Origin of the sequence: Curtobacterium sp. PhB172 (assembly GCF_003752545.1) — a bacterium.
Classification (GTDB): Bacteria; Actinomycetota; Actinomycetes; order Actinomycetales; family Microbacteriaceae; genus Curtobacterium.
The window spans coordinates 464,652-490,187 of the sequence record NZ_RKIF01000008.1; the positions used below are offsets into that span (position 1 = coordinate 464,652).

Consider the following 25,536-nt stretch of genomic DNA (forward strand, 5'->3'; position numbering starts at 1 on the left):
GGACTCCAGCATGACCACGATCCACGACGCCCCCGACGAGTTCGCCGAGGACCAGCTCGCCGGCTGGCTCGCGCTCTACGCCGACCGCGTCCGCGGCGTCCACGGCGGCGTCGTCGCCCTGCCCACCGACGGCGCCGACCCCCAGGTCGCCGTGGTCGTCGGCGGCGGTTCCGGCCACTACCCCGCGTTCTGCGGGATCGTCGGCCCGGGGTTCGCCACCGGCGCCGTCGTCGGCAACGTCTTCACCTCGCCGTCCACCGCGCAGGTGTACTCGGTCGCCAAGGCGGCCGACCAGGGGAAGGGCGTCGTGCTGTCGTTCGGCAACTACGCCGGTGACACGATGAACTTCGGGCTCGCCGCCGAGCGGCTGCGTGCCGAGGGCATCGACACCCGGATCGTCGTGGTCACGGACGACATCGCGAGCGCCGACGAGGAGTCGAAGCGCCGTGGCATCGCCGGGGACTTCTCGGTCTTCAAGGCAATGGGTGCCGCGGCCGCCGCAGGCGCGGACCTCGACGAGGTCGAGCGCCTCGGCAACGCATCGAACGCCGCCACCCGCACGATCGGTGTCGCGTTCTCCGGGTGCACCATGCCCGGCGCCACCGAGCCGCTCTTCACCGTGCCCGAGGGGCACCTCGGACTCGGGCTCGGCATCCACGGTGAACCCGGCATCGAGGACGTCCCACTGCTCCGCGCCACCGACCTCGCGGCGCTGCTCGTCGAACGGCTGCTCGCCGACCGACCGGCGAGCGCGGGCACCCGGGTCGCCCCGATCCTGAACGGCCTCGGCGACACGAAGTACGAGGAACTGTTCCTGCTCTGGGGACGCGTGCTCCCGCTGCTGCAGGACGCCGGCCTCGAGATCGTCGAACCCGAGGTCGGCGAACTCGTCACGAGCCTCGACATGGGCGGCTGCTCGCTGACCCTGCAGTGGCTCGACGACGAGCTCGACCCCCTGTGGCGCGCCGACACCTACACGCCGGCCTACCGCAAGGCTGCCGCGCCGATCGCGGCGTTGCTGCCGGCCGACGCCGTGGACGACGCCGAGGACGAGGCGACGGCCGTACCGGACGCGAGTGATGCCTCCCGGCAGGCCGCGCAGACGGCACGCGACGCGATCGAGGCGATCGACGCGCTCCTGCGGGAGCACGAGCAGGAGCTCGGCCGCATCGACGCCGTCGCTGGCGACGGCGACCACGGACGCGGCATGGTCAAGGGGATCGGCGCGGCCCGGAAGGCGGTCGACCGGGTCGGCCAGGAGGCAGGGGTCGCCTTCGTCCTCGGAAGCGCCGGTGACGCGTGGGCCGAGTTCGCGGGCGGCACCTCGGGAGTCCTGTGGGGTGCGGCACTCGAGGCCTTCGGACGGTCGCTGCGCGACGACCGTTCCGCGTACGAGGCGTCCGACGTCGTCGAGGCCGCGCAGGCCTTCGCCGACTCGATCGTCCACCTGGGCGGAGCGTCCCGCGGGGACAAGACGCTGCTCGACGCACTGCTGCCGTTCGTGGATGCACTGCGGACCTCGGTGTCGGCTGGCTCCTCGCTCACCGACGCGTGGCAGGCTGCAGCGGAAGTCGCTCGTGACGAGGCCGACAAGACAGCCGACCTCACGCCGAAGGTCGGGCGCGCCCGACCGCTGGCGGAGAAGAGCCTGGGGACACCCGACGCGGGTGCCACCTCGATGGGGATGATCCTCACGCGGGTCGGCGAGGTCCTCGCTGCCCGTGCGAACGAACTGGAAGGAACACACGCATGACGTACCGTCTCGTGATCGGCTCGGACGATGCCGGGTTCGACTACAAGGAGATCATCAAGCAGGACCTGCAGGCCGACCCGCGGGTGGCGTCGGTCGTCGACGTCGGTGTCGACGCGGACGGCCACACCGCCTACCCGCACGTGGCCGTCGACGCGGCACGACTCGTCGCGTCGGGTGAAGCAGACCGCGCGATCCTGATCTGCGGCACCGGCCTCGGCGTCGCGATCGCGGCGAACAAGGTCCCCGGCATCCGGGCCGTCACGGCGCACGACTCGTTCAGCGTCGAGCGTTCGGTCCTGTCGAACGACGCCCAGGTCCTCTGCATGGGCCAGCGCGTCGTCGGCGTCGAGGTCGCGCGCCGGATGGCGAAGGAGTGGCTCGGCTACGAGTTCGACCGCTCCAGCGCGAGCGCCTCGAAGGTCCAGGCCATCTGCGAGTACGACGGCAGCGCCCCGGCCGGCGTCGACGCCCCGGCGTAGGCGCGAGCGCACTCCCGCGGAACCAGGTTCCGGACACAGCACCGTGCATCTGCGCGGTGCTGTGTCCGTTGCGCGGGGTCGAACGGTCAGCTGCGCGCGGCCAACCGGTGCACGACGGCCTTCGTCGCCTCGTAGAGCTCGCGGTAGTCGCGGTACCCGGCCTCGTAGGCCGCCGTCGCCGCCGGGTCCGGCTCGATGACGGTGGCCGGCGGGTTCCACTCGGTGATGTCGACGGGGTCGCCCGCTTCAGCCACGAGCTGCGCTGCCAGGTACGCCGAGCCGTAACACGCCCCGATCGTCACGCTCGGCACCGTCTGTCGCAGCCCGGTCACGTCGCTCACGATCGTCGGCCAGAGCCGTCCGAGCAACCCGCCGCCGGCCCCGACGAGTTCGCGGACCTCGACCCCGGCCGCACGCAGCACCTCGACGTTGTGCCGGACCGCGTAGGCCGTCGCCTCGAGCGTCGCCCGGTAGATGTCCCCACGCGTGTGCCGCACCGTCAGCCCGGCGATCACCCCGCGCGCGTCCGGATCGGCGATGGGCGTCCGCTCCCCCGCGAAGTACGGCAGCATCAGCAGCCCGTTCGCGCCGATCCCGGCGCACCGAGCCTCTTCGAGCATCGTCGGCCACTCGCCGTCGACCAGCCGACGCAGCCAGTCGGTGATCGCCCCGGAGGTCGCCATCCCACCCGACACGCTCGGCTGCCCCGGGTGCGTCCCGACCGTCGTCCACATGCCCGGCACCGGCGTCGGCTCGGCGGTCGGCGCGATCATGAACATCGTGGTGCCGTACTGCAGGAACATCCGGCCCGGCACGGACTCCCCGACGCTCACGCCCTCCGCCCAGGCGTCGATGGTGCCGGCCGTCACGGGGATACCGACCGGGAGGCCCGTGGCCGCGGCCGCCCCGCGCGTCACCACGCCCGCCTGGTCGCCGGACCACAGCAGCCGCGGCATGGGCAGGCCGGGCGCGAGCTGCTCGCACCACTCGGTGATCCAAGTGTTCTCGTGGACGTCGTAGAGCGGCGTGGTCTGGCTGGCCGAGTGGTGGTCGAGGACGTACTCCCCCGTCAGCAGCTCCACCACGCGGGACGCTGGCATCGTGAACCGGACCGCCCGCTCCCAGACGTCGGGCTCGTGGCGGGCGACCCACGCGAGCTTCGCCCCGGCGGCCTGGGTGCTCAGTCCGGAGCCACACCGGGCGCGGATCGTGTCCTCGCCCCCGAGCTCCGCCGTGACCTCGTCGAGCAGGTCGGCCGTCCGGGTGTCGACGCCGTACAGGACCGCCGGGCGCAGCGGATCACCCGCGTCGTCGGTCAGCAGGACGCAGGGGCCGATGCCGCTCACCCCCACCGCCTGCACGTCGGCATCGGGGACGAGCGCGAGGAGCTCGTGCGTCAACGTCGTGAACTCGTCCCACCACACGGCCGCATCCATCTCGACCAGTCCCTGGGCCGGACGGTCGACGTCGTGTCGGCGGCTCACCTCGGCGATCACGGTGCCGTCGAACCGGGCCAGCAGCGCCTTCGTGCTCGACGTCCCGATGTCCAGACCGAGCACCGCCCGCATGCCGCCTCCTTCGCCGCCACACGACCGCCGTCGGTCGCCTCCCGAGTCTACGAACGATCGCGATCCGTCGACGCCCAGCGTCCTGTCGGGGGCCGGACGTACCGTACTCACGACTCCGATGCTCCACGAGGGGAACCCGATGAAGAAGTCAGCCTGGCTGCCAGCAGTCATCGCGCCGGTGGTCGTCGCCGGCGCCGTCGCCGCCCCGATGATCGCGAACGCGGCGAACGACCCGATCGCGGGGACGAACCCGACCGCGGCCGACGTCATCGCCAGCATCGCGAAGTCCTCGGACGCGCAGTACTCCGGCAAGCTCTCGCAGTCGAGCGACCTCGGACTCCCCGAACTGCCGACCGGTTCCGGCGGCTCCTCGCTCGAGGGCGACGCCTCGGACGTGCTCGGGCTGCTCACCTCGTCGCACACCGCCCGCGTGTACGTCGACGGCCCCGACAAGCAGCGTGTCCAGCTGACACAGCAGCTCGCCGAGCAGGACGTGGTCCGCAACGGGTCCGAGGTCTGGACCTGGGACTCGAAGGAGCGCACGGCCACCCACGTGACCCTCCCCTCCGACTCGGCGAAGGACCCGCAGGACGGCACCACCACGCCGACCGACATCGCCGAGCAGGCCATCGACGCCATCACCCCGAGCACCACGGTCTCGAAGCCGACCGAGGTCAGCGTCGCGGGTCACGACGCCTGGCAGATCACGCTGACGCCGAAGTCCTCCGACACCCTGGTCGGCACCGTCCGACTGGCGGTCGACCAGCAGACCGGGCTCCCGCTGCGCGCGACGATCCAGGCCGCCGGGCAGGACGACCCAGCGGTGCAGGTCGGGTTCACGAGCCTCGACTACGGCGCCCCGGCCGCGCGACTCTTCGACTTCACGCCCCCGTCGAACGCGAAGGTCACCGAGAAGGACCTGTCCGACGCCGAGCACGGTACGCACGCGAAGGGCGATCACGCCCGCGGTGCGCACGACGGTGACGAGCCGACCTTCACGGGCGAGGGCTGGGGCACGATCGCCGAGCTCCCCGCCGGCACGGTGGACCAGTCGTCCCTCGGTGACGAGGCGTCGGGCCTGCTCGGCCAGCTCACGAAGGCCGTCGACGGCGGCCGTGCCGTCCAGACCTCGCTCGTGTCGGTCTACCTGACCGACGACGGCCGGGTCCTCGCCGGCGCCGTGCCGGTGTCGTCGCTGGTCGCCGCCGCGAAGTGAGCACACCGGAAGCCGCGCACACGACGGAACCGGCCGCCGTGGACACGACCCGTCCGACCACGGGCACCGACCTCGCGATCCGCACCACGGGCCTCCAGAAAGTCTTCCGCAAGCAGCGCGCCGTCGACGGCATCGACCTGTCGGTGCCGCGCGGCGCGGTGTTCGGGTTCCTCGGGCCGAACGGTTCCGGCAAGACGACCACGATCCGGATGCTCCTCGGGTTGTCGAGCGCGACCGGCGGCACGATCGAGGTGCTCGGCCAGTCGATGCCGAAGGCGCTCCACCAGGTGCTGCCGCGCGTCGGTGCCCTGGTCGAGGGGCCGGCCTTCTACCCGTACCTGTCCGGGCGCGCGAACCTGCAGCGCTTCGACGCGGCGGACCCCACGTCGGACCCGCGCACCCGCAAGGCCCGCGTGGCCAGTGCCCTCGACCGGGTCGGCCTGACACACGCGGCGGACAAGAAGGCGCACGCGTACTCGCTCGGCATGAAGCAGCGACTGGGCCTGGCGAACGCACTGCTCTCCCCGCGCGACCTGCTGGTGCTCGACGAGCCGACGAACGGCCTCGACCCGCAGGGCACACGCGAGGTCCGCAACCTCATCCGGTCCCTGGCGGACGACGGCACGACGGTGTTCGTGTCGAGCCACCTGCTCGCCGAGATCGAGCAGGTCTGCACCCACGCCGCGGTGATGCGCACCGGCAAGCTCGTGGCACAGGGCGAACTCGACGAACTCCGTTCCGCCGGGGCGCGCACCGTGACCGTCCGCACGCCCGACGTCGGGCAGGCCGGCAGCGTCCTGAGCCGGCTCGGGCTCGTCCCCCGGCACGACGGCGGCGCGGACGTCCTGGTCGCCGACCTGCCGCACGAGCTGCTGCCCGAGACCATCACCGCCGAACTCGTCCGCGCCGACGTCCGCGTCCGTGGGCTGACGGTCGGCGGCGGCACGCTCGAGGACCTGTTCGTCGCGCTCACCGGAGAGGGCTTCGATGTCGCTGCCTGACACTGCCCGTGCACTGCCCGCCGCCGAGGCCGATGCCGAGACACCGCGCCGCCAGCGTCCCTTCGCCCTGCTCGGCTCCGAACTCGCGCTGGTGTTCCGCCGCCGCCGGACCTGGGCGATGCTCGGGGCGCTCGCGCTCGTCCCCATCCTGATCGCGGTCGCCGTGAAGCTGACGACCGACGGTGACGACGGCGGCCCGGCGTTCCTCGGCGACATCACCAACAACGGCCTGTTCGTGGCGTTCACCGCGTTGACGGTGTCGATCCCGCTGTTCCTGCCGCTCACGGTCGGCGTGGTCGCGGGCGACACCGTCGCGGGCGAGGCCAGCCACGGCACCATCCGCTACCTGCTCGTCGCCCCGATCGGCCGGGTGCGGTTCATCCTGGTCAAGTTCGCCGGCGCGGTCGCCTTCTGCTTGGCAGCGACGCTGCTCGTGGTGCTCGTCGGTGCGGCGATCGGTGCCGTGCTGTTCCCGATCGGTCCGGTCACCCTGCTGTCCGGCACCCAGGTCGGCGGAGCGTCGTACGCCGGTCGGGCACTGCTCCTCGCCCTGTACGTAGCGATGTCGATGCTCGGACTCGTGGCGATCGGCATGTTCGCGTCGACGCTGACGAACGTGCCGGTCGGGGCGATGGCCGCGACGGTGGTGCTGGCCGGGGCCTCCCAGGTCCTCGACCAGCTCCCCCAGCTCGACTGGTTGCACCCGTACCTGTTCTCGCACCAGTGGCTGGGGTTCGGCGACCTGCTCCGCGACCCGATCTCGTTCGACTCGTTCGGGTCGAACGCACTGCTGCAGCTCGGCTACGTCGTCGTGTTCGGCGCGCTGGCGTACAGCCGGTTCGCCTCGAAGGACATCCTGAGCTGAGCCCGACCGCCGGGTCTGACCGCCGGGTCTGACCGCCGGGCCTGACCGCCGTCAGCTCGCCGGGGTCGCTGAGCCGCCCGCCATCGTCTCCGCCTCCGAGCCGCGCGCATCCGCGTACCGGTCCCGCAGGTCGCGGGCCTTCTCGGAGCGGTACCAGTCGAGCCGCGCTCCGGTCTCGACCGTCTGCATCCCGATGACGACCTTGCCGCGCGACTTCATCTCGGCGAGGTCCTCGTACGCCTCGACGATGTACTCGAACGGGTAGAAGCCCGAGATGAGCACCTGGAAGCGACGTTCCTGCAGGGCCTTCGCCAGCAGGGTCAGGAGTTCCCGGGTCTCCTCGTCCTCTGCCGGGGCGCGCAGGAACCGGAGCTCGATGTCGCGACGTTCGTCCGACGACACGAAGCGCTCGGCCCCGACCCCGAGGCGTTCCGCCAGGAGCTCGGCGTTGCTCTCCCCGTGGTTGTCGATGAAGGCGGTGATCGGTCGGCCGTCCGCGATCGCGCGGATCCGGTCTTCCTCGCCCTCGCCGTACACGACCGGCAGCGTGCCGATCTGTCGCAGGTAGTCGTGGTTGCGCGCACTGCCGAGGGTGATCACGGTCGCACCGGCGTCGTGCGCCAGCTGGCTCTCGATGTGGCCGACACCGCCCGCTGCAGCGGTGATGACGACGGTGTCGTCCGGTCCGAGGCGGAGCGATCGCACCACCGACACCGCCGTGCACCCGGCCAGGTACAGACCACCGGCGACCTCCCACCCGACGTACTCCGGCTTCTTGATGACGGCACCACGCGGCACCGCGATCCAGTTCGCGTGCGAGCCGCCCTGGGGAGCGTGCCCCATGACCTCGTCACCGACCCGCAGGTCCTTCACGCCGTCGCCCCGCGCCCGGACGATGCCGGCGAAGTCGACGCCCTGCCGTGCCGGGAACTCGAGCTCGATGTGGTCCCGGAGCTTCCCCTCGCGCAGGAAGCGCTCGATGTGGTTCAACCCGGCGGCGACGATCTCGACGACGATCTCGCCGGGGCCGGCCGTCGGCTTCTCCTGCGGGACGAGCTCGACCACGCTGAAGTCGCCGTACCGGTCGTACTGGACTGCCTTGCCGTTCCGCATGGGTGCTCCTTCGCTGGCGTGTGCCTCCGGCCTACTCGGTTTCCCCGCGTGCAGCCCGAGCAGGCGGGGTACCGGCAGTGGGCGGTACCGACGAGCGGACGGGAGGCCCGTGGCGGCGTCGCCACGGGCCTCCCGTCCGTCGGTCGCGCACGTCCAGTGCGCCTCGCGCGCTCGGTACGCGTCGCGCGCTCACTGCACGCCGGCCGGTCAGTGCTTGCCGGCTGCCGCTCAGTGCTTGCCGGCTGCCGCGATGACGGACGCGACGGTCTCGGCGTCGAGGTGGAACGCGAGCGGGTCGGCGTCGGGGCGTGGGACGCGCAGCGGCGTCGACCAGACGGAGCCGTCCTCGGCGACGTCCACGACGAGGGCGCCGCTGTCGACGGAGGCCGATTCCTCGTCGTACGCGCCGGTGACGTCCGTGTCGTTCGCGACCCCGGGAGCGACGAGGACCGGGACGCCGGCCAGTGATCCGGCGAAGTGGTGGTGGTAGTGCCCGCCCAGGACCACGCGCACGTCGGACCCCCGGATCACGTCGGCGAGCGCCTCGGGGTTCTGCAGCCGGAGCGCCTCGTGCAGCTCGGTCGGGGCCGGCAGGGGCGGGTGGTGCAGGACGACGACCGTGCCGTGCGGGGCGTGGTCCCCGGCGAGCGCGGTGCGGAGCCGTTCGAGGCTGGCGTCACTGAGCTCGCCGTAGCCGGAACCCGGCACGCTCGTGTCGACCGTGACGATCCTCCGGCCGGCCACGAGCGACTGCCCCCACACCGGGACGGTCGGCGGGTGGTACTCCATCGTGTGCATGACGGGGCGGCCGCCCTCGCCGAGGACGTGGCCGTTGGACAGCACCTGGCGGAAGCCCTCGCGCAGGTCGTGGTTGCCCGGGACGGCGACGAGGGCGGCGCCGTGACGCTCCGCCCATCCGCCGACCCGCTCGAGGACGGCGGCGTAGGACTCGGGGCTGCCGTCCTCGGAGACGTCGCCGGAGATGACGACGAGGCCGATGCCGGGCACTCCGTCGACGCGGGCGAGCACGCCGTCCAGCGCTGCGGTGGTGTCGACGGACCCCTGGTGCAGAGCGCCGTCGCCGGTCAGGTGGGTGTCGGAGAGGTGGAGGACGCGGAGGGTTCCTGCTGCGGGCGGCTGCATGGGGTCCACGGTAGCCACGGGGGCGATGGGTGGGCTGGGCGGGGCGGGGGTTCCTCGTGGCGGGTCGTGGGCGCTTCGTGAGCAGAAACGGTCGGGTCGGGGCGTCAGACTCGACCGTTTCTGCTCACGAAGTCACCCGGGCACGCACTCGCGGTCAGTCCGGCAGCACCGCGTCCGGGATGTCCCGCAGGAAGATCTCGATCGTCTTCGGGCCGATCCCCTTGAGCGCGCCGAGTCGGTCGCGCAGGTCCTTCCGCGACGCCGCGGTCTTCACCAGGTGCGACACGGAGCCCTCGTCGGCGTCGAGCGTGTGCATCGTCTCGTGCAGGGCATCGGTCATCTGGTAGTCGAAGCGCGCGTAGCCGCCCTCGTCCAGGACCCTCCGCAGTTGCTCGCGTCCGGCGCCCGCGAACTTCCCCGGGCTGGTGAACCCGTGGTCGATGAGGACGCGGTAGGTCTCCGCCGCCTGCTCCTGCCGGATGGGCCGGCCGAAGAGCATGCTCGCGAGGAACCACCGGTAGAGCTGTTGGGGCTTGCCGTCGGACAGGTCGATCCCGAGGTCCGCGGCGTGGGTCACGTCGGCCATGGACCGGACGCTACCCGTGGTGTTCAGCCGTCGGTGCGCCGCGGTCCCCAGTGCAGCGCGCCGACGACGAGCCACCCGACGAACGACAGGATCGTGACGAGCTCGACGACCACGATGAACGGCAGGTCGATCGCGACACCGGCACCCGCGATGTAGGCGTAGCTGTACGTGTGCGGCGCGACGAAGCTCGTGATCCACCGCACGACGAGGATCACCGCACCCAGGATCGCGAGGGCACCGAGGGCGAACTGGAACGGGTTTCGGCCACGCAGGAATCGCATCCCGCCACCGTAGGGCCGCGGACCGACGACGCACGACTCCCCGTTCGAGGTTTCCAGCGCTCCTCACTCGGCGGCGGCGGCCAGCTGGTCCTCCAGGTTGAACACCTCGGGCAGCACCCGCGCGGTCTGGTCCGCCCGACCCGTGGCACCGTCGAACAGGTCCTGCATGTGCGCCTCCCATGCGGTCGCGACCTCGGAGGCCGCGAGCGACGCGTCGGCATCGGCCACCGAGTCGGTCTCGTAGTAGCCGATCAGCAGGCCGTCGTCGCCGAGGAACAGGGAGTAGTTCCGCCGCCCCGCCGTGGCGATCGCCCGGAGCATCGCCGGCCAGACCGCGGCGTGCCGCTCGCGGTAGGCGTCCAGGTGCACGGCCTGCACCTGCAGTCGGAAGCAGACGCGGGTCACCGGTCGGCCTCGGCGCGGCGGCGCTGCTCGGCGTCCTGCACGGCGCGCTCGTCGGCGGTGCGCACGGTACCGGTGACGGTGGTCACGGTGCCGTACCGCTCGGCCTCGATCGCCTCGAGTGTCTTGCCCTGCGTGCGCGGCGCCCAGATGGTGCCGACCAGGAACGACATCGCGAGGAGCCCCAGGATGAGACCGCCGAGCGCACGGAGTCCGATGTCCGACAGCAGCAGCGGGAACCAGATGCTCAGCAGACCGACCATGACCCGCGCGGCGAGGAAGAGCACGCCCTGGGCACTGGCCCGGTACCGGGTGGCGAAGAGCTCGCTCGTCCAGAGGCCGTAGAACGCCTGGGCGCCGATGCCCGACGAGATGCCCCACGCCACGGCGAAGAACAGCAGCGTGCCGAGGTTCGCCGGTGCGTAGATCAGGACGGCCCAGGCGACGATCGCCAGCACCGCGCCGAGGGCGAACAGCAACCGTCGACTGACCCGGTCGCCGTAGCGCATGAAGCCGAAGGAGGTCGCGGCGACGGTGCAGCCCCACACCAGGATCTGCAGGCCGTACTGCTCGGTGACGCTCGTGACCCCGGTGGCCGAGTACACCCGCGGCTGGAAGATACCGGCCTGCCCGGCGACGGTGTTCCAGAGCGCGTAGACGCCGAACAGGAACAGCATCGCGGTCAGGTTCCGACGCCGGCTGAACAGCTGGGTGATCCCGTGGAAGAAGTTCGCGGTGCCGGTCGCGGCGCGCTCGTCCTTCCAGATCGCCGACTCCGGCAGCCCGCGGCGGAGCCACCAGACGACGGCGGCGACGACGAACAGGTGCGCGAAGATGAGCCGGCTGCCGAGCAGTCCGAGCGGTGCGGCGGCGATGGCCAACGCGAAGCCGACCATCGGGCCGATCGACCAGGCGAGCTGCGCGGTGCCGACGTGGGCGGCGCGCTTGTCCGCTGGTGCCTGCTCGGCGATGTAGGTCCAGCTCGCCGGCACCCCGGCGCCGACCGCGATGCCGGTCAGGATGAAGCCGACCAGCAGCATGCCGTAGCTGCCGGCGAAGACCGCGAGCAGGATGCCGAGCATGTAGAGCAGCAGGTCGTAGGTGTAGATGAACTTCCGGCCGTAGCGGTCGCACAGCGGTCCGCCGATGATGGCGCCGGCGGCGGCACCGAACGCGTTCGCCGACAGACTCGCCAGCAGACCGACCTCGAGGTCGCCGACGTGGAACTGCGCCTGCCACAGGCTGAGGCTCGTGGCGATCGCGATGATCGACCCCGACTCGATGTAGTTCGACATGGCGACCGAGACGGTCGCCTTCCAGCCCCTGGTGCTCCGGGCTCCGATGCGGACCGCCATTGGTCCTCCGTTCGCGTGTTCGTCAGTGAATCGTTTCAACGGGACAGCGAGACGATAGTGCGCCCCGGCGGGCGTTGGCAAGTCCGCCCGTGCGTCCGGGTCCGTGCCGCGCGGTGCGGGCCCACGTCCGCACGGTGCGGTGCGGGCCCGCGTCCGCACGGTGCGGTGCGGGCCCGCGTCCGCACGGTGCGTGGTCGCTCACTTGGTGCGAGGTTGGCCGCTCCGTGCGGCGCTGCAAGCGCGCACCGAGCGGCCAACCTCGCACGTGGCGGCGCAGCACGCACGGTGCGACGCCGGAGCAGAGCACGCACGAGGCGCGGCCGCACCCACGATCCAGCACCGTGCGGTGGACGCGACCACCCACCGGACGGGAGGCCCGGGTCCAGCCCGCACCGTGCCTCCCGTCCGCCGTTTTCCACAGATCACGGCGCGCACCGCCCGGAAGCGCAGGTGCGATGCCAGGATGGCCACATGGCGGTCAGTGTGCGAGAGGTGGCAGCGCTCGCCGGCGTGTCCCTGGGGACGGTGTCGAACGTCCTGAACCGCCCCGACAAGGTGGCCCCGACCACCGTCGACCGGGTGCAGTCGGCCATCGCCGCACTCGGGTTCGTCCGCAACGACTCCGCACGCCAGCTCCGGGCCGGCCGCAGCTCCACCGTCGGCCTGATCGTGCTCGACGGCGGCAACCCGTTCTTCACCGACGTCGCCCGCGGTGCCGAAGACGCCGCGATGGACAAGGGCCTGGCCGTCCTGATCGGCAACTCCGACGAGTCCACCGACCGCGAGCGCACCTACGTCGACCTGTTCGAGGAACGCCGCGTCGCCGGCCTGCTGATCTCCCCCGCTGGTGACGACCTGTCCCGCCTCGCCCGCCTGCGCGACCAGGGCACCGCCGTCGTGCTCGTCGACCGCCGCGCCGACGACGAGCACTTCGCCTCGGTGTCGGTGGACGACGTCGCGGGCGGTCGCATCGCGGTCGAGCACCTCGCGGCCATCGGGCGGACGCGCATCGCGTTCGTCGGTGGCCCGTCCAGCATCCGCCAGGTTGCCGACCGGCATGCCGGGGCACTGTCGGCGGCCCGGGCAGCTGGTATCGAGCTCGAGGTCCTGCCGACCGCGTCACTGTCGGTGCTCGAAGGGCGTCGCATCGGCGAAGAACTCCAGGCACGCCCCCGCGCCGGACGGCCGGACGCGGTGTTCGCGGCGAACGACCTGCTCGCGGTCGGTCTCGAACAGGCGTTCATCATGCGCGGCACGATCGCGGTGCCGGACGAGATCGCGATCGTGGGCTACGACGACATCGCCTTCGCCGAGGCAGCCGTCGTCCCGTTGACCTCGGTGCGTCAGCCTGCGCAGGACCTCGGGCGCCAGGCGATCGAGCTGTTGACGAAGCAGGTCGAGCTCGGGCAGGGCATCGACCTCGAGCACGTCGAGTTCACGCCGGAGCTCGTGGTCCGGCAGTCCTCCGTCGCCGACGCGTAGCCGACCGCCTCGCGTCTACCCACCAGCCGGCCCGGCTCTGCGGCACGGATCGGCCGCCGCTGCGGCCTACGATCGGAGCATGGTGCATGTCCCGCGGCGCGACGGCCCGCCGAGCGTGCACCACGTCGCAGCTCGCGCCGGCGTCTCGCTGGCGACGGTCTCGAACGTCCTGAACCACCCCGAGCGGGTCGCCGAGCCCACGGCCGCACGCGTGCACGACGCGATCGCCGAACTCGGGTACACGCCGAACCGCAACGCCCGGGCCCTGGTGTCCGGCAGCACCCGGGCGATCGGTCTCGTGGTCGCCTCGCTCCGCAACTCGCTGTTCACCGACGTGGTGAGCGGCGCGCACACGACCGCCCGCGAACGCCGGCGCACCCTGCTCGTCGCCAGCAGCGAGAACGACCTCGAGGCGCAGGGCGAACACCTCGCGTTCCTCGAGAGCACCCGGGTGTCCGGCATCCTGCTGGCCTCGATGACGGAGTCCCGCGCACAGGTCGAGGCAGCGAAGCAGCACGGCCTGCCCGTCGTCTACGTCAACTACGAACCGACCGAGGTGGACGCCTGCTCGGTGGTCGTCGACAACGAGCAGGCCGGGTACGTCGCCGCGCAGCACCTCATCGAGCAGGGCTGCCGACGCATCGGCTTCGTGAGTGCCCGCCCCGACCTGCAGCCGGTGGCCCGTCGTCGTGCGGGGCTCCTCCGCGCGATCGCGGAACACCCCGGAGTCGAACTCGTCGACGTCGACGCCGGTGACATCGACCCGCCCGGCGGTACCGACGCCGGCGCGCGGATCGCCGCGATGCCGGTCGCCGAGCGGCCCGACGGCGTCCTGGGTGTCACCGACCTGCTCGCGATGGCGGTCGTCTCCGAGCTCCGAGCCGCCGGCATCCGCGTGCCGGAGGACATCCCGGTGTCGGGGTGCGACCACAACTCGGTGGCGTGGGGCGGCGCGGTGCCGTTGACCTCGGTCACCATGCACGGCGAGGAGATGGGCGCGACCGCCGTGGCCCTGCTGCTCGAGGAACTCTCCGACCCGATGCACGTCCACCGCACCGTGGTGCTCGGCAGCGAGCTCGTCCCCCGCGAGAGCACCCTCGGTCGAGCCGGTGCAGCGGCCGCGCGGGCCACGGCGCCGAGCGACCCGCGCCGCACCGAGGCCTGAGCGCCCGAAAGCGACAGTCCTGCGTCACGGGACGCCGTCTGGTCCGGCCAAGCGACAGATCCACGCGAACAGTTCGCGGCACTCTGTCGCTTTCGCGGGTTGGGCGGGATGGGGTCGGCGCACGGCTCACGCGCGTTCCCGTAACGAAATCGGCACAGCGATTGACACGCTTCAATCCACGTGGTTCCATCCTGATTGAAACGTTCTAAACAGCAGCAACCGGAGCCCACGACGACGCGGGATCCGGGTCCGTTTCACCCGGGGTACCCCGCCCCGGGCCTTACGAGGAGGTAAGGAATGTCAGCTCGTTCCCTGACCACGAGGACGCTCACCAAGCGCGCCGTCGTCAAACGGCTCGTCGCCATCGGCGGCGCCACGGTCCTGATCGGCGGGCTCGCGGCGTGTTCGTCCGGCGGTTCCGCCGACGAAGGCGGCGGCAAGGTGCAGATCACCTACCAGGCCGACAACTCACCCGCGACCGCAGCCACCGCGAAGCCGCTCATCGAGGCGTTCGAGAAGGCCAACCCCGACATCACGGTCAAGTTCGACACCCGCCCGCAGGGCACCGACGGCGACAACCTGGTGAAGACCCAGCTGTCGACCGGCGAGATGGCCGACGTCTTCAACTACAACTCCGGTTCGCTCATGCAGGCCCTCAACCCGGACAACACTCTGGTGGACCTGTCCGACGAGAGCTGGACGAAGGACGTCGACGAGCAGTTCACCAAGGTCGTCAGCACCGACAAGGGCGTCTACGGCGCTCCGTTCGGCACGAGCTTCGGCGGCGGCGTCATGTACAACAAAAAGGTCTACGCCGACCTCGGTCTCAGCGTCCCCACCACGTGGGACGAGTTCATCAGCAACAGCGAGAAGATCAAGGACGCCGGCAAGGTCGCCCCGATCATCCAGACGTACGGCGACACCTGGACCAGCCAGCTGTTCGTGCTCGGCGACTTCGCCAACATCACGGCGCAGCAGAAGGACTGGGCGGAGAACTACACCGCCAACAAGGAGTCCTACGCCAAGGAACCCGCACTCGCCGGCTTCGACCACCTCGCCGAGGGCAAGGACAAGGACCTCTACAACGAGGACTACGCCTCGGCCACGCAGGCGAACGGCCTGAAGATGCTCGCCGACGGCACGGGGGCGCAGTACCCGATGCTGACGAACGCGATCTCGACCCTGCAGCAGGACAGCCCCGACGCGGTCGCGGACATCGGAGCCTTCGCGCTGCCGGCCGAGGACGCCGACGACACGAACCTGACCATCTGGGAACCGAACGGCCTGTACATCCCGAAGACCACCGAGGGTGACGAGCTCGCCGCCGCGAAGAAGTTCATCGCCTTCGCGAACTCGGCCGACGGCTGCAAGGTGCAGAACGACACCGGAACGCCCGGTGGCCCGTACGTCATCTCGACCTGCTCGCTGCCGGACGACGTGCCCCCGATGATCGACGACCTGCAGAAGTACCTGGACGACGGCAAGGCGAGCCCGGCGCTCGAGTTCCTGTCCCCGATCAAGGGCCCGAACCTCGAGAAGATCTGCGTGCAGGTCGGCTCCGGCATCACCAACGCGGCCAAGGGTGCTGACCAGTACGACGACGACGTCGTCCAGCAGGCCCAGCAGCTCGGCATCAAGGGCTGGTGACACGGTGACCGCGACACTCACGACGGCACTCGAGCCGGCGAAGACCCGAGCGGGTTCCGGCGGGACCGGTCCCGCGCGCAAGCGGATGCGCTCGTTCTACCCCGCGTGGTTCTTCATCCCCGCGATCGCGCTGTACGTCGTGTTCTTCGCGGTCCCGACCTTCGCCGGGTTCTACTTCTCCCTCACCCGCTGGACGCTGTTCGACCAGACCTTCATCGGTTTCGACAACTTCGTCCGGTTCTTCCAGGACCCGCAGCTCGTCTCCGGGTTCGTGCACACGTTCCAGTACGGCTTCGTGACGAGCGCGGCGAAGGTGGTCATCGGACTCGCCCTCGCCCTGCTCCTCACGTCGCCCGTGCTGGGGCGCGGCTACCTGCGGGCGGTCGTGTTCTTCCCGGTGCTCGTGTCGACGATCGGCATCGGCATCACGTTCAAGGCGCTGATGGACCCGTTCCACGGGATCATCAACGGCGTCCTCGGCTCGGTCGGCCTCCCCACTCCGGGGTGGCTGACCGACCCGGCACTCGCCCTGTGGAGCGTCGCCGCGGTGGACGTCTGGAAGGGCGTCGGCATCGCGACGCTCATCTTCATCGCCGGCATCGTGGCGATCCCGCAGGAGTACTTCGAGGCCGCACGGGTCGACGGCGCGAGCGCGTGGTCGATCTTCCGGAACATCACCCTGCCGCTGTCGCGTCCCGCGATGGGCACCGTCATCATCCTGTCGCTGATCGGCGGGCTGCGGTCCTTCGACCTCATCTGGGCGATGACCGGCGGTGGGCCAGGGTTCACCAGTGACGTCATCGCGAGCGTCATCTACAAGCAGTACCAGGCCGGGTTCTACGGCCTGTCGACCGCCGGCAACGTGGTCCTGTTCGTGGTCGTCACGGCGATCATGGTCCCGATCTCGTGGCTCCTCAACCGCAAGGAGGCGGACCTGTGACCGCCGTCACCAGCCCCCGCCGGACCGCCGGCCGTGCGCCGACGCCGGCGAGCCAGAACCGCCACCCGGGCCGGACCCGCCGGTGGATCATCGGCTCGATCGCCATCGTCGTCAGCTTCGTGGTGTTCCTGGTGCCGTTCGTCTTCGTCCTGCTGCAAGCCATGAAGAACCCGGCCGAGGCGAACCAGCTCGGCTTCAGCCTGCCGACCGAGTGGCAGCTCTGGCAGAACCTGCAGGCCGTGTTCGGATCCGGTGACGGCGTGATCGTCCGCGCGTTCCTGAACAGTGCGGTCCTGACCGTGGGCAGCGTGATCGTGATGGTCGTGTTCTCCGCGATGGTCGGGTACGTGCTGCAGCGTCGTCCGAGCAAGTGGAACGGCGTGATCAACTTCTTCGTCCTGGCGGGCCTCATCGTCCCGCCCGCGATCGTCCCGACGATCTGGGTGCTGCAGGGGCTCAACCTGTTCAAGACCATGGGCGGGATGATCCTCATCGAGGCGACCTTCGGCCTGTCGTTCTGCATCCTGCTCTTCCGGGCGTTCGTGGCGACGATCCCGAAGGAGCTCGACGAGGCAGCCGTCCTCGACGGCGCCGGACCGATCCGTCTGTTCTTCGGCGTCGTACTGCCGCTGCTCAAGCCGGTCATCATCACGGTCGTGCTCGTGCAGTCCGTCACGGTGTTCAACGACTTCACGAACCCGCTGTACTTCCTGCCGGGGTCCGAGAACGCCACGGTGCAGCAGACGCTCTACTCGTTCCAGAGCCAGTCGGTCAGCCAGCTCAACCTGCTGTTCACCGACGTCCTGCTCATCACGATCCCGCCGCTGATCCTCTACATCTTCTTCAACCGCCAGATCGTCGCCGGCATGACCAGCGGCGCCGTCAAGGGCTGACGCCCGACCCCGGCCTGGAGGCGCGACCCGCCTCCGCCGCACCGCCCACCCGGGCGGGCGGCCGGGCCCCGGACCCCCGCACCGGTCGACGACGACCGGTCGCGTGAAAGGACACACCACATGACCGCCTGGACAGCACCGTTCATCACGAGCGACGCCGACCTCGGGAGCGCACCGATCCTGCGCCGTGAGTTCACCCTCGACGACGGCCACGGCGCGGTCACCGGAGCGACCCTCGACGTCAGCGCCCTCGGCGTCGTCGAGGCGTGGCTCGGTGGCGAACGCGTCTCCGACCACCTGCTCGAACCGGGGTGGACGAGCTACGAGTGGCGCATCCGCGTCGTCTCGCACGACGTCACGGCGCACCTGACCGAGACGGCCGCGAGCAGTGCCGCCGTGCTGGCACTCGTGCTCGGCAAGGGCTGGGCCGCCGGTCGGCTCGCCTGGGGTGGTGGCGGCGGCTGGTACGCCGACGAGGCCGCCGGGTTCGCCGAGCTCCGCATCACCTTCGCCGACGGCCACGAACAGCTGGTCGCCACCGACACGGACTGGCAGGCCCTGTCCAGCGCGATCACCGCCGACCAGCTGTACGACGGCGAGGACATCGACGCCCGGCTCCGCGACGCCTCCTTCCTGACGCCCGGCGAGGTCACCACACCGAGCGTCGACGGACACGAGGGACGCACCAGCGCCGTGCGCACCGTCGACATCGGCGAGCGCGAACTCGTCGCCGACACCGTGCCGCCGGTCCGGCCCCTCGCCGAGATCGCCCCCGTCGAGGTCTGGACGAGTCCGTCCGGCGCGACGCTGATCGACTTCGGGGTCAACCTGGTGGGCTGGCTCCGCGTGGTCGCCTCTGGGCCCGCGGGCACGGTGCTGACCCTGAAGCACGCCGAGGTGCTCGAACACGACGAGCTCGGCACCCGCCCGCTGCGCACCGCGAAGGCGACGGACAACTTCACCCTGAGCGGCAGCGAGGACCACTTCGAGCCCCGCTTCACCTTCCACGGCTTCCGGTACGCCCAGGTCGACGGCTGGACCGGCACGCTCGACGAACTCCGATCGGCCGTCACCGCGGTGCAGGTCGGCTCCGACCTGACCCGGACGGGCACGTTCGAGTCCAGCCACGAGCTGCTCAACACGTTCCACGACAACGTCATCCGGGGCATGCAGGGCAACTTCCTGAGCGTCCCGACCGACTGCCCGCAGCGCGACGAGCGCCTCGGGTGGACGGGCGACATCGCGGCGTTCGCGCCGACGGCGTCCTACCTGTTCGACACCCGCGCGTTCCTGGGCGACTGGCTCCGCGACGTGTGGCTCGAGCAGCAGCACGCCGACGGTGTCATCCCGTTCGTGGTGCCGGACGTGCTCAAGTACTCCCCCGCTGAGGACTTCGGCACCCCCGACGCCACCGCCATCTGGTCGGACGCCGGCGTCTGGGTGCCGTGGACCCTGTACCAGGCCTACGGCGACACCGCGGTGCTCGAGGAGCAGCTCGACTCGATGACGGCGCACCTCCGCCGGATCAAGGGCCACCTGTCCCCCGAGGGCCTGTGGGACACCGTCTTCCAGTTCGGCGACTGGCTCGACCCGGACGCCCCGCCGGAGGACGCCGCCAAGGCGAAGGCCGACCCGGGCGTCGTCGCGACGGCGTGCGCGTACCGCAGCGCGACCCTGGTGGCGCAGGCGGCGCGGTTGACGGGCCACGAGGCGGAGGCGACGGAGGCCGAGGAGCTCGCCACGGGCCTCCAGGCCGCGTTCCGTCAGCACTACGTGACCGACGGCCGCATCCGGAGCGACTGCACCACCGTCTACGCGCTCGCGATCGTGTTCGGTATCCTCGACGAGGACGACGAGCGCCGTGCGGGCGACCGCCTGGCGGAGCTGGCCGAGCAGTCCGGGTACCGGATCTCGACGGGCTTCGCGGGCACGCCGTTCATCACCGACGCGCTGACGCAGACCGGCCACCTCGACGACGCGTACCGGCTGCTGCTGCAGACGGAGTGCCCGTCGTGGCTGTACCCGGTGACGATGGGTGCGACGACGGTCTGGGAGCGCTGGGACTCGATGCTGCCGGACGGCACCATCAACCCGGGTGAGATGACCTCGTTCAACCACTACGCACTCGGTGCCGTGGCGGACTGGATGCACCGGGTGGTCGGCGGTCTGTCGGCGCTCGAGCCGGGGTACTCCTCCGTGCTCATCGCGCCGCAGCCGGGCGGCGGCCTGACGTGGGCGTCGACGTCGCTCGACTCCGTGCACGGGCACATCGCGGTGCGGTGGGAGCTCGTCGACGGCGAACTGCTCGTCCGTGCACAGGTGCCGGAGGGCGTCACCGCAGTGGTGCGCTTGCCTGGTGCAGCGGAGCAGCGGCTCGGCGCCGGCTCGCACGAGCTGCGCACGCCGGCTGCGGTCCCCGCGGCGTAGCAGGGGGAGCGCGGAAGATGGGCCGGTCACGGTGGGCGCGTGGGCGCGTGGGCGCGTGGGACGCCTGACGGCGCTCGCCCGGCGTCGCGCCCCCGGGCGGTCTTCGCGCCCCGACTCTTCGGGGCGCGAAGACCGCAACGGGGCGCGCAGCCCGCCAGCGCGCCCGTCCCCCGCCCCGCGCCCGTCCTGCGCCCGTCCCGCGCCCGTCCCGTGTCGCGCCCCCGTGCGCGCATCGCGCCCCGCCCGTCCCGTGTCGCGCCCCCGTGCGCGCATCGCGCCCCGACTCTCCGGGGCGCGAAGACCGCAACGGGGCGCGCGACGCAGCACCACCCCACACGGTTGCGGCAGCCCGCCGCGACCCGTACTGTATGAAACGATTCAATCGCACACGAGGAAGTGACACGATGACATCGACCCCGACCTTCACCGGCATCGCCGACCAGCTCGCACGACAGCAGATCGAGCTGCCCAGCTGGGCCTTCGGTAACTCCGGCACCCGCTTCAAGGTGTTCAGCACGCCCGGCACCCCGCGCGACCCGTACGAGAAGATCGCCGACGCCGCCCAGGTGCACAAGTACACGGGGCTCGCACCGACCGTGGCACTGCACATCCCGTGGGACCTCGTCGACGACTTCAGCGACCTCAAGCGGCACGCCGAAGAGCACGGGGTGTCGCTCGGCACCGTGAACTCGAACACCTTCCAGGACGACGACTACAAGTTCGGCGCCCTGACCCACGTCGACGAGACGATCCGGCAGAAGGCGATCGACCACCACCTGCGCTGCATCGACGTGATGGACGCCACCGGCAGCCGCGACCTCAAGATCTGGCTCGCCGAGGGCTCGAACTACCCCGGGCAGGAGGACATGCGCTCCCGCCAGGACCGCCTGCACGAGTCGCTCAGCACGATCTACGACCGCCTCGGTGCCGACCAGCGCCTGGTGCTCGAGTACAAGTTCTTCGAGCCGTCGTTCTACCACACCGACGTTCCGGACTGGGGCACGAGCTACGTGCAGACGGCCGCGCTCGGCGACAAGGCGATGGTCTGCCTCGACACCGGCCACCACGCCCCCGGCACGAACATCGAGTTCATCGTGATGCAGCTCCTGCGCCTCGGCAAGCTCGGCAGCTTCGACTTCAACTCGCGGTTCTACGCCGACGACGACCTGATCGTGGGCGCAGCGGACCCGTTCCAGCTGTTCCGCATCCTGGTCGAGGTCATCCGAGGCGGCGGCTACGACAACCACGACGTCGCGTTCATGCTCGACCAGTGCCACAACATCGAGGACAAGATCCCCGGTCAGATCCGCTCCGTGCTCAACGTGCAGGAGATGACGGCCCGGGCGCTGCTCCTCGACCGCGTGGCCCTGACCGCGGCGCAGGAGGCCCACGACGTCCTCGGCGCGAACGAGGTCTTCATGGACGCGTACCAGACCGACGTCCGGGCGGACCTCGCCGCGTGGCGCGAATCCCGCGGTCTGCCGGCGAACCCGATGCGCGCGTACCTGGACTCCGGGTACCAGCAATCGATCGCCGAGGACCGCGTCGGCGGCGTCCAGGCCGGTTGGGGCGCGTAGACAGATGACCACAGGACTGGAGGCTCGGGTGGACCCCGCAACGCACCTCACGGATGCAGACACCACGATCAGTGCGCTCATCGCGCGCTCGAACGCGCTCGGCTCGGATCCGCGGATCACGAACTACGCCGGCGGGAACACCTCGGCGAAGGGCACCGACACCGACCCGGTCACGGGCGAGCCGGTGGAGCTGCTCTGGGTGAAGGGCTCCGGGGGCGACCTCGGCACCCTCACCCCGGCGGGCCTCGCAGTGCTCCGGGTGGACCGGGTCCGCGCACTCCAGGACGTCTACCCGGGGGTGGAGCGCGAGGACGAGATGGTCGCAGCGTTCGACTACACGCTGCACGGCAAGGGTGGTGCGGCACCGTCGATCGACACGGCGATGCACGCCCTCGTCGACGCCGCGCACGTCGACCACCTGCACCCGGACGCCGGCATCGCCATCGCAACGGCGGCGGACGGACCAGCCCTGACGTCGACGATCTTCGGCGGCGCGGTGGTGTGGGTGCCGTGGCGCCGACCCGGGTTCCAGCTCGGGCTCGACATCGCCGCGATCAAGCTGGACAACCCCCAGGCGATCGGCACGATCCTCGGCGGCCACGGCATCACGGCCTGGGGCGGGACGAGCGAGGAGGCCGAGGCGAACTCGCGCTGGATCATCGACACCGCCGAGCAGTACATCGCGGAGCACGGGAAGGCCGACCCGTTCGGCGAGACCCGAGCAGGGTTCGAGGCGCTGCCGACCGACGAACGCCATGCACGCGCCGCCGCCCTCGCCCCGACGATCCGCGGCATCGCCGGCCACGACAAGCCGGTGGTGGGTCACTTCACCGACAGTGACGTCGTGCTCGACTTCCTGGCGTCGTCGCGCGCCGAGGAGCTCGCCGCGCTCGGCACGAGCTGCCCCGACCACTTCCTGCGCACCAAGGTGAAGCCCCTCATCCTCGACCTTCCCGCCACCGCGAGCGTCGACGAGCAGACCGCCCGCCTGCACGAACTCCACGAGCAGTACCGCGCGGACTACCAGGCCTACTACGACCGCCACGCGAACCCGGACTCCCCCGCGATCCGCGGCGCCGACCCGCTCATCGTGCTGGTGCCCGGCGTCGGGATGTTCTCGTACGGCAAGGACGCCCAGACCGCCCGCGTCGCCGGGGAGTTCTACGTCAACGCGATCAACGTCATGCGCGGCGCCGAGTCGCTGAGCACCTACGCCCCCATCGACGAGGCCGAGAAGTTCCGCATCGAGTACTGGGCCCTCGAAGAGGCGAAGCTGCAGCGGATGCCGGCCCCCAAGAAGCTCGCCACCCGCATCGCCCTGGTCACCGGCGCCGCCAGCGGCATCGGCAAGGCGATCGCGAAGCGCCTGGCCGCCGAGGGCGCCGCGGTCGTCATCGCCGACCTCGACCTGACGAAGGCGCAGGAAGCGGCAGCCGAGGTCGGTGGCCCGGACCGGGCGATCGGTGTCGCGGCGAACGTGACGGACGCCGGCGCGATCGACCAAGCGGTCCAGCAGACGCTCCTGCACTTCGGCGGCCTCGACCTCGTCGTCAACAACGCCGGACTGTCGCTCAGCAAGAGCCTGCTCGAGACCACCGAACAGGACTGGGACCTGCAGCACGACGTCATGGCGAAGGGGTCGTTCCTGGTGTCGAAGGCGGCGGCGAAGGTCCTCATCGAGCAGGGCCTCGGCGGCGACATCGTGTACATCTCGTCGAAGAACTCGGTGTTCGCCGGTCCGAACAACATCGCGTACTCGGCGACCAAGGCCGACCAGGCGCACCAGGTCCGGTTGTTGGCGGCGGAGCTCGGTGAGCACGGCGTCCGCGTCAACGGGATCAACCCCGACGGCGTCGTCCGTGGCTCGGGGATCTTCGCGAGCGGCTGGGGAGCGAACCGCGCGAAGACCTACGGCATCGAGGAGCAGGACCTCGGCGCGTTCTACGCCCAGCGCACGATCCTCAAGCGCGAGGTCGTGCCGGAGAACGTCGCGAACGCCGTCTACGCCATCTGCACCGACGACTTCTCGCACACGACCGGGTTGCACGTGCCCGTCGACGCGGGTGTCGCCGCGGCGTTCCTCCGCTGATGTCCCACGAGAGGTAGCGACATGACGAACAGCGGTACCGTCGCCGCCGTCGACCTCGGGGCCACCAGCGGCCGGGTGATCCTCGGGCACGTCGACACCGACGGCGTCCGGATGGAGCACGTCGCCCGGTTCCCGAACGGCCCCGTGACCCTGCACGAGCACGACCACGAGGCCCTGCACTGGGACGTCGTCGAGCTCCACCGACAGGTGACCGACGGCCTCCGTCAGGCGTTCGCCATGCACCCGGCGATCGTCAGCATCGGCATCGACTCGTGGGCGGTCGACTACGGTCTGCTGCGCGACGGTCGGCTGCTCGGCCTGCCGTACCACTACCGCGACGAGCGGCACGAGGGCGGCGTCGACCGTGTGCACCGACGGATGGACGCTGCCGAGCTGTACGCCCGGAACGGTCTGCAGCACCTGGCCTTCAACACGGTGTTCCAGTTCGCGGCCGACCCGTCGCTGCAGCTCGCGCAGCGGGCGCTGCTCGTCCCCGACCTGCTCGGCTACTGGCTCACCGGTGTCGAGGCGGCCGAGCGTACGAACGCGTCGACGACCGGCGTCCTGAACGCGACGACCCGCGGGTGGGACCCGGCGTTGCGGGCTGCTGCGGGCCTCCCGGCCTGCCTCCTGCCCACCCTGCGTGACCCGGGCGACCGACTCGGGCCCCTGTTGCCGTCCGTCGCCGACGCCGTCGGCGGGCAGGCACCCGTCACGCTCGTCGGCTCGCACGACACGGCCTCCGCCGTCGTCGCGGTCCCCGCGACCGAACCGGACTTCGCGTACATCTCCTCCGGCACGTGGTCCCTCGTCGGCGTCGAGCTCGACGCACCCGTCCTGTCGGACGCGGCGCGCGACGCGAACTGCACGAACGAAGGCGGGGTCGACGGCCGCGTCCGGTTCCTGAAGAACGTGTCCGGACTGTGGTTGCTGTCCGAGAGCGTCCGCACCTGGGAGCGTGACGGCGCTTCGCTCGACCTGGAGGCCCTGCTCGCCTCCGCCGCGGCCGTCACGGCCCCGGTCCCCGTCTTCGACCCCGCCGACGAGTCGTTCACGGCGCCTGGCGACATGCCCGCGCGCATCGCCGCCTGGTGCGGCGACCACGGGCTGAGCGCGCCCGCGTCGCGGGCCGATTTCGTGCGCTCGATCCTCGAGTCGCTCGCCGCCGCGTACGCCGAGACACTCGCGACGATCAGCACCATCACGGGCAAAGACGTCCGACAGGTGCACATCGTCGGTGGCGGATCGCAGAACCGACTGCTCTGCCAGCTGACGGCCGACCGCACCGGGCTGCCCGTCCTGGCCGGGCCCGTCGAGGCGACGGCACTCGGCAACATTCTCGTGCAGGCGCGGGCAGCTGGACTCGGCGGCCTCGGCGGCGCCTCGCTCGAGGCCCTGCGCGCAACGATCGCCCGCACCGTCGAGCCCGTCCGGTACACCCCGCGGGCCGATCACACCTCCCCACAATCCGCTCCGAGACGTAGGATGTCTGTATGACCTCGATCGACGACCAGCACCGAGTCGACCCCGCAACCGGGGCTCCGGCAGCGACCC

Annotated in this window: 21 protein-coding genes; 14 read left to right on the forward strand and 7 right to left on the reverse strand. The window is 71.0% G+C overall.

Features of this window, described 5'->3' with window-relative positions:
- The first annotated feature begins 10 nt into the window (after positions 1-10).
- Both EDF42_RS11960 and EDF42_RS11965 read left to right on the forward strand, forming a co-directional pair.
- Complete coding sequence (locus tag EDF42_RS11960) at positions 11-1,753, forward strand: dihydroxyacetone kinase family protein (protein WP_123672439.1); 1,743 nt, start codon at positions 11-13, stop codon at positions 1,751-1,753.
- Positions 1,750-2,232: a ribose-5-phosphate isomerase gene (locus tag EDF42_RS11965; protein ID WP_123672440.1), complete on the forward strand. Its 483-nt coding sequence runs from the start codon at positions 1,750-1,752 to the stop codon at positions 2,230-2,232. The genes EDF42_RS11960 and EDF42_RS11965 overlap by 4 nt, the downstream gene beginning before the upstream one ends.
- An 86-nt stretch (positions 2,233-2,318) precedes the next feature.
- Here EDF42_RS11965 and EDF42_RS11970 read toward each other — a convergent pair whose 3' ends face one another.
- Positions 2,319-3,800, reverse strand: a complete 1,482-nt coding sequence (locus tag EDF42_RS11970) for an FGGY-family carbohydrate kinase (RefSeq protein ID WP_123672441.1) — start codon at positions 3,798-3,800, stop codon at positions 2,319-2,321.
- A gap of 139 nt (positions 3,801-3,939) precedes the next feature.
- Between EDF42_RS11970 and EDF42_RS11975 the strand changes: the two genes are divergently transcribed.
- From EDF42_RS11975 to EDF42_RS11985, 3 genes are read left to right on the forward strand one after another with little or no spacing between them, the layout of a single operon-like run.
- On the forward strand, positions 3,940-5,016 hold the full coding sequence (locus EDF42_RS11975) for an outer membrane lipoprotein carrier protein LolA (protein ID WP_148067765.1): 1,077 nt from the start codon (positions 3,940-3,942) through the stop codon (positions 5,014-5,016).
- Positions 5,017-5,054: 38 nt separating this feature from the next.
- Positions 5,055-6,017, forward strand: coding sequence for an ABC transporter ATP-binding protein (locus EDF42_RS11980; RefSeq protein ID WP_123672508.1), 963 nt, complete (start codon positions 5,055-5,057; stop codon positions 6,015-6,017).
- Positions 6,004-6,882 (forward strand): ABC transporter permease, encoded by an 879-nt coding sequence (locus tag EDF42_RS11985; protein ID WP_185040919.1) that lies wholly within the window; start codon positions 6,004-6,006, stop codon positions 6,880-6,882. Before EDF42_RS11980 ends, EDF42_RS11985 begins: the two co-directional genes overlap by 14 nt.
- 51 nt (positions 6,883-6,933) lie before the next feature.
- Here EDF42_RS11985 and EDF42_RS11990 read toward each other — a convergent pair whose 3' ends face one another.
- The 6 genes from EDF42_RS11990 to EDF42_RS12015 form a co-directional block, all read right to left on the reverse strand.
- Positions 6,934-7,995: an NADP-dependent oxidoreductase gene (locus tag EDF42_RS11990; protein ID WP_123338741.1), complete on the reverse strand. Its 1,062-nt coding sequence runs from the start codon at positions 7,993-7,995 to the stop codon at positions 6,934-6,936.
- 228 nt (positions 7,996-8,223) lie between these two features.
- Entirely contained in the window at positions 8,224-9,138 is a 915-nt protein-coding gene (locus EDF42_RS11995; RefSeq protein WP_123672443.1) for a metallophosphoesterase, read from the reverse strand.
- Positions 9,139-9,292: 154 nt separating this feature from the next.
- Positions 9,293-9,724, reverse strand: a complete 432-nt coding sequence (locus EDF42_RS12000) for a DNA methylase (protein ID WP_123672444.1) — start codon at positions 9,722-9,724, stop codon at positions 9,293-9,295.
- A 23-nt stretch (positions 9,725-9,747) separates the two neighbouring features.
- On the reverse strand, positions 9,748-10,005 hold the full coding sequence (locus tag EDF42_RS12005; RefSeq protein WP_123338738.1) for a hypothetical protein: 258 nt from the start codon (positions 10,003-10,005) through the stop codon (positions 9,748-9,750).
- 63 nt (positions 10,006-10,068) lie between these two features.
- Positions 10,069-10,410, reverse strand: coding sequence for an L-rhamnose mutarotase (locus EDF42_RS12010; protein WP_123672445.1), 342 nt, complete (start codon positions 10,408-10,410; stop codon positions 10,069-10,071).
- On the reverse strand, positions 10,407-11,762 hold the full coding sequence (locus tag EDF42_RS12015; RefSeq protein WP_221180441.1) for an MFS transporter: 1,356 nt from the start codon (positions 11,760-11,762) through the stop codon (positions 10,407-10,409). Before EDF42_RS12015 ends, EDF42_RS12010 begins: the two co-directional genes overlap by 4 nt.
- Before the next feature lie 471 nt (positions 11,763-12,233).
- Between EDF42_RS12015 and EDF42_RS12020 the strand changes: the two genes are divergently transcribed.
- From EDF42_RS12020 to EDF42_RS12060, 9 genes are all read left to right on the forward strand, one after another.
- A complete protein-coding gene (locus tag EDF42_RS12020; RefSeq protein ID WP_123338736.1) occupies positions 12,234-13,244 on the forward strand; it encodes a LacI family DNA-binding transcriptional regulator in 1,011 nt (336 codons plus the stop codon).
- Positions 13,245-13,323: 79 nt separating this feature from the next.
- Positions 13,324-14,409 (forward strand): LacI family DNA-binding transcriptional regulator, encoded by a 1,086-nt coding sequence (locus EDF42_RS12025; protein ID WP_123338735.1) that lies wholly within the window; start codon positions 13,324-13,326, stop codon positions 14,407-14,409.
- Positions 14,410-14,706: 297 nt separating this feature from the next.
- On the forward strand, positions 14,707-16,056 hold the full coding sequence (locus tag EDF42_RS12030) for an ABC transporter substrate-binding protein (RefSeq protein ID WP_123672446.1): 1,350 nt from the start codon (positions 14,707-14,709) through the stop codon (positions 16,054-16,056).
- A gap of 4 nt (positions 16,057-16,060) precedes the next feature.
- A complete protein-coding gene (locus EDF42_RS12035; RefSeq protein WP_243649937.1) occupies positions 16,061-16,996 on the forward strand; it encodes a carbohydrate ABC transporter permease in 936 nt (311 codons plus the stop codon).
- 86 nt (positions 16,997-17,082) lie between these two features.
- Entirely contained in the window at positions 17,083-17,889 is an 807-nt protein-coding gene (locus EDF42_RS12040; RefSeq protein WP_235036067.1) for a carbohydrate ABC transporter permease, read from the forward strand.
- A gap of 120 nt (positions 17,890-18,009) precedes the next feature.
- Positions 18,010-20,316, forward strand: a complete 2,307-nt coding sequence (locus tag EDF42_RS12045; RefSeq protein ID WP_123672447.1) for an alpha-L-rhamnosidase — start codon at positions 18,010-18,012, stop codon at positions 20,314-20,316.
- Between the two features lie 404 nt (positions 20,317-20,720).
- The gene (gene rhaI, locus EDF42_RS12050; RefSeq protein ID WP_123291971.1) at positions 20,721-21,893 is read left to right on the forward strand and encodes an L-rhamnose isomerase; all 1,173 of its coding nucleotides are present in this window, start codon (positions 20,721-20,723) and stop codon (positions 21,891-21,893) included.
- Positions 21,894-21,897: 4 nt separating this feature from the next.
- Complete coding sequence (locus EDF42_RS12055) at positions 21,898-23,982, forward strand: bifunctional aldolase/short-chain dehydrogenase (protein ID WP_123672448.1); 2,085 nt, start codon at positions 21,898-21,900, stop codon at positions 23,980-23,982.
- Between the two features lie 21 nt (positions 23,983-24,003).
- Positions 24,004-25,479 carry a rhamnulokinase family protein gene (locus EDF42_RS12060; protein WP_123672449.1) on the forward strand — a complete coding sequence of 492 codons (1,476 nt, stop codon included), beginning with the start codon at positions 24,004-24,006 and terminating at the stop codon, positions 25,477-25,479.
- The last annotated feature ends 57 nt before the right edge of the window (positions 25,480-25,536 follow it).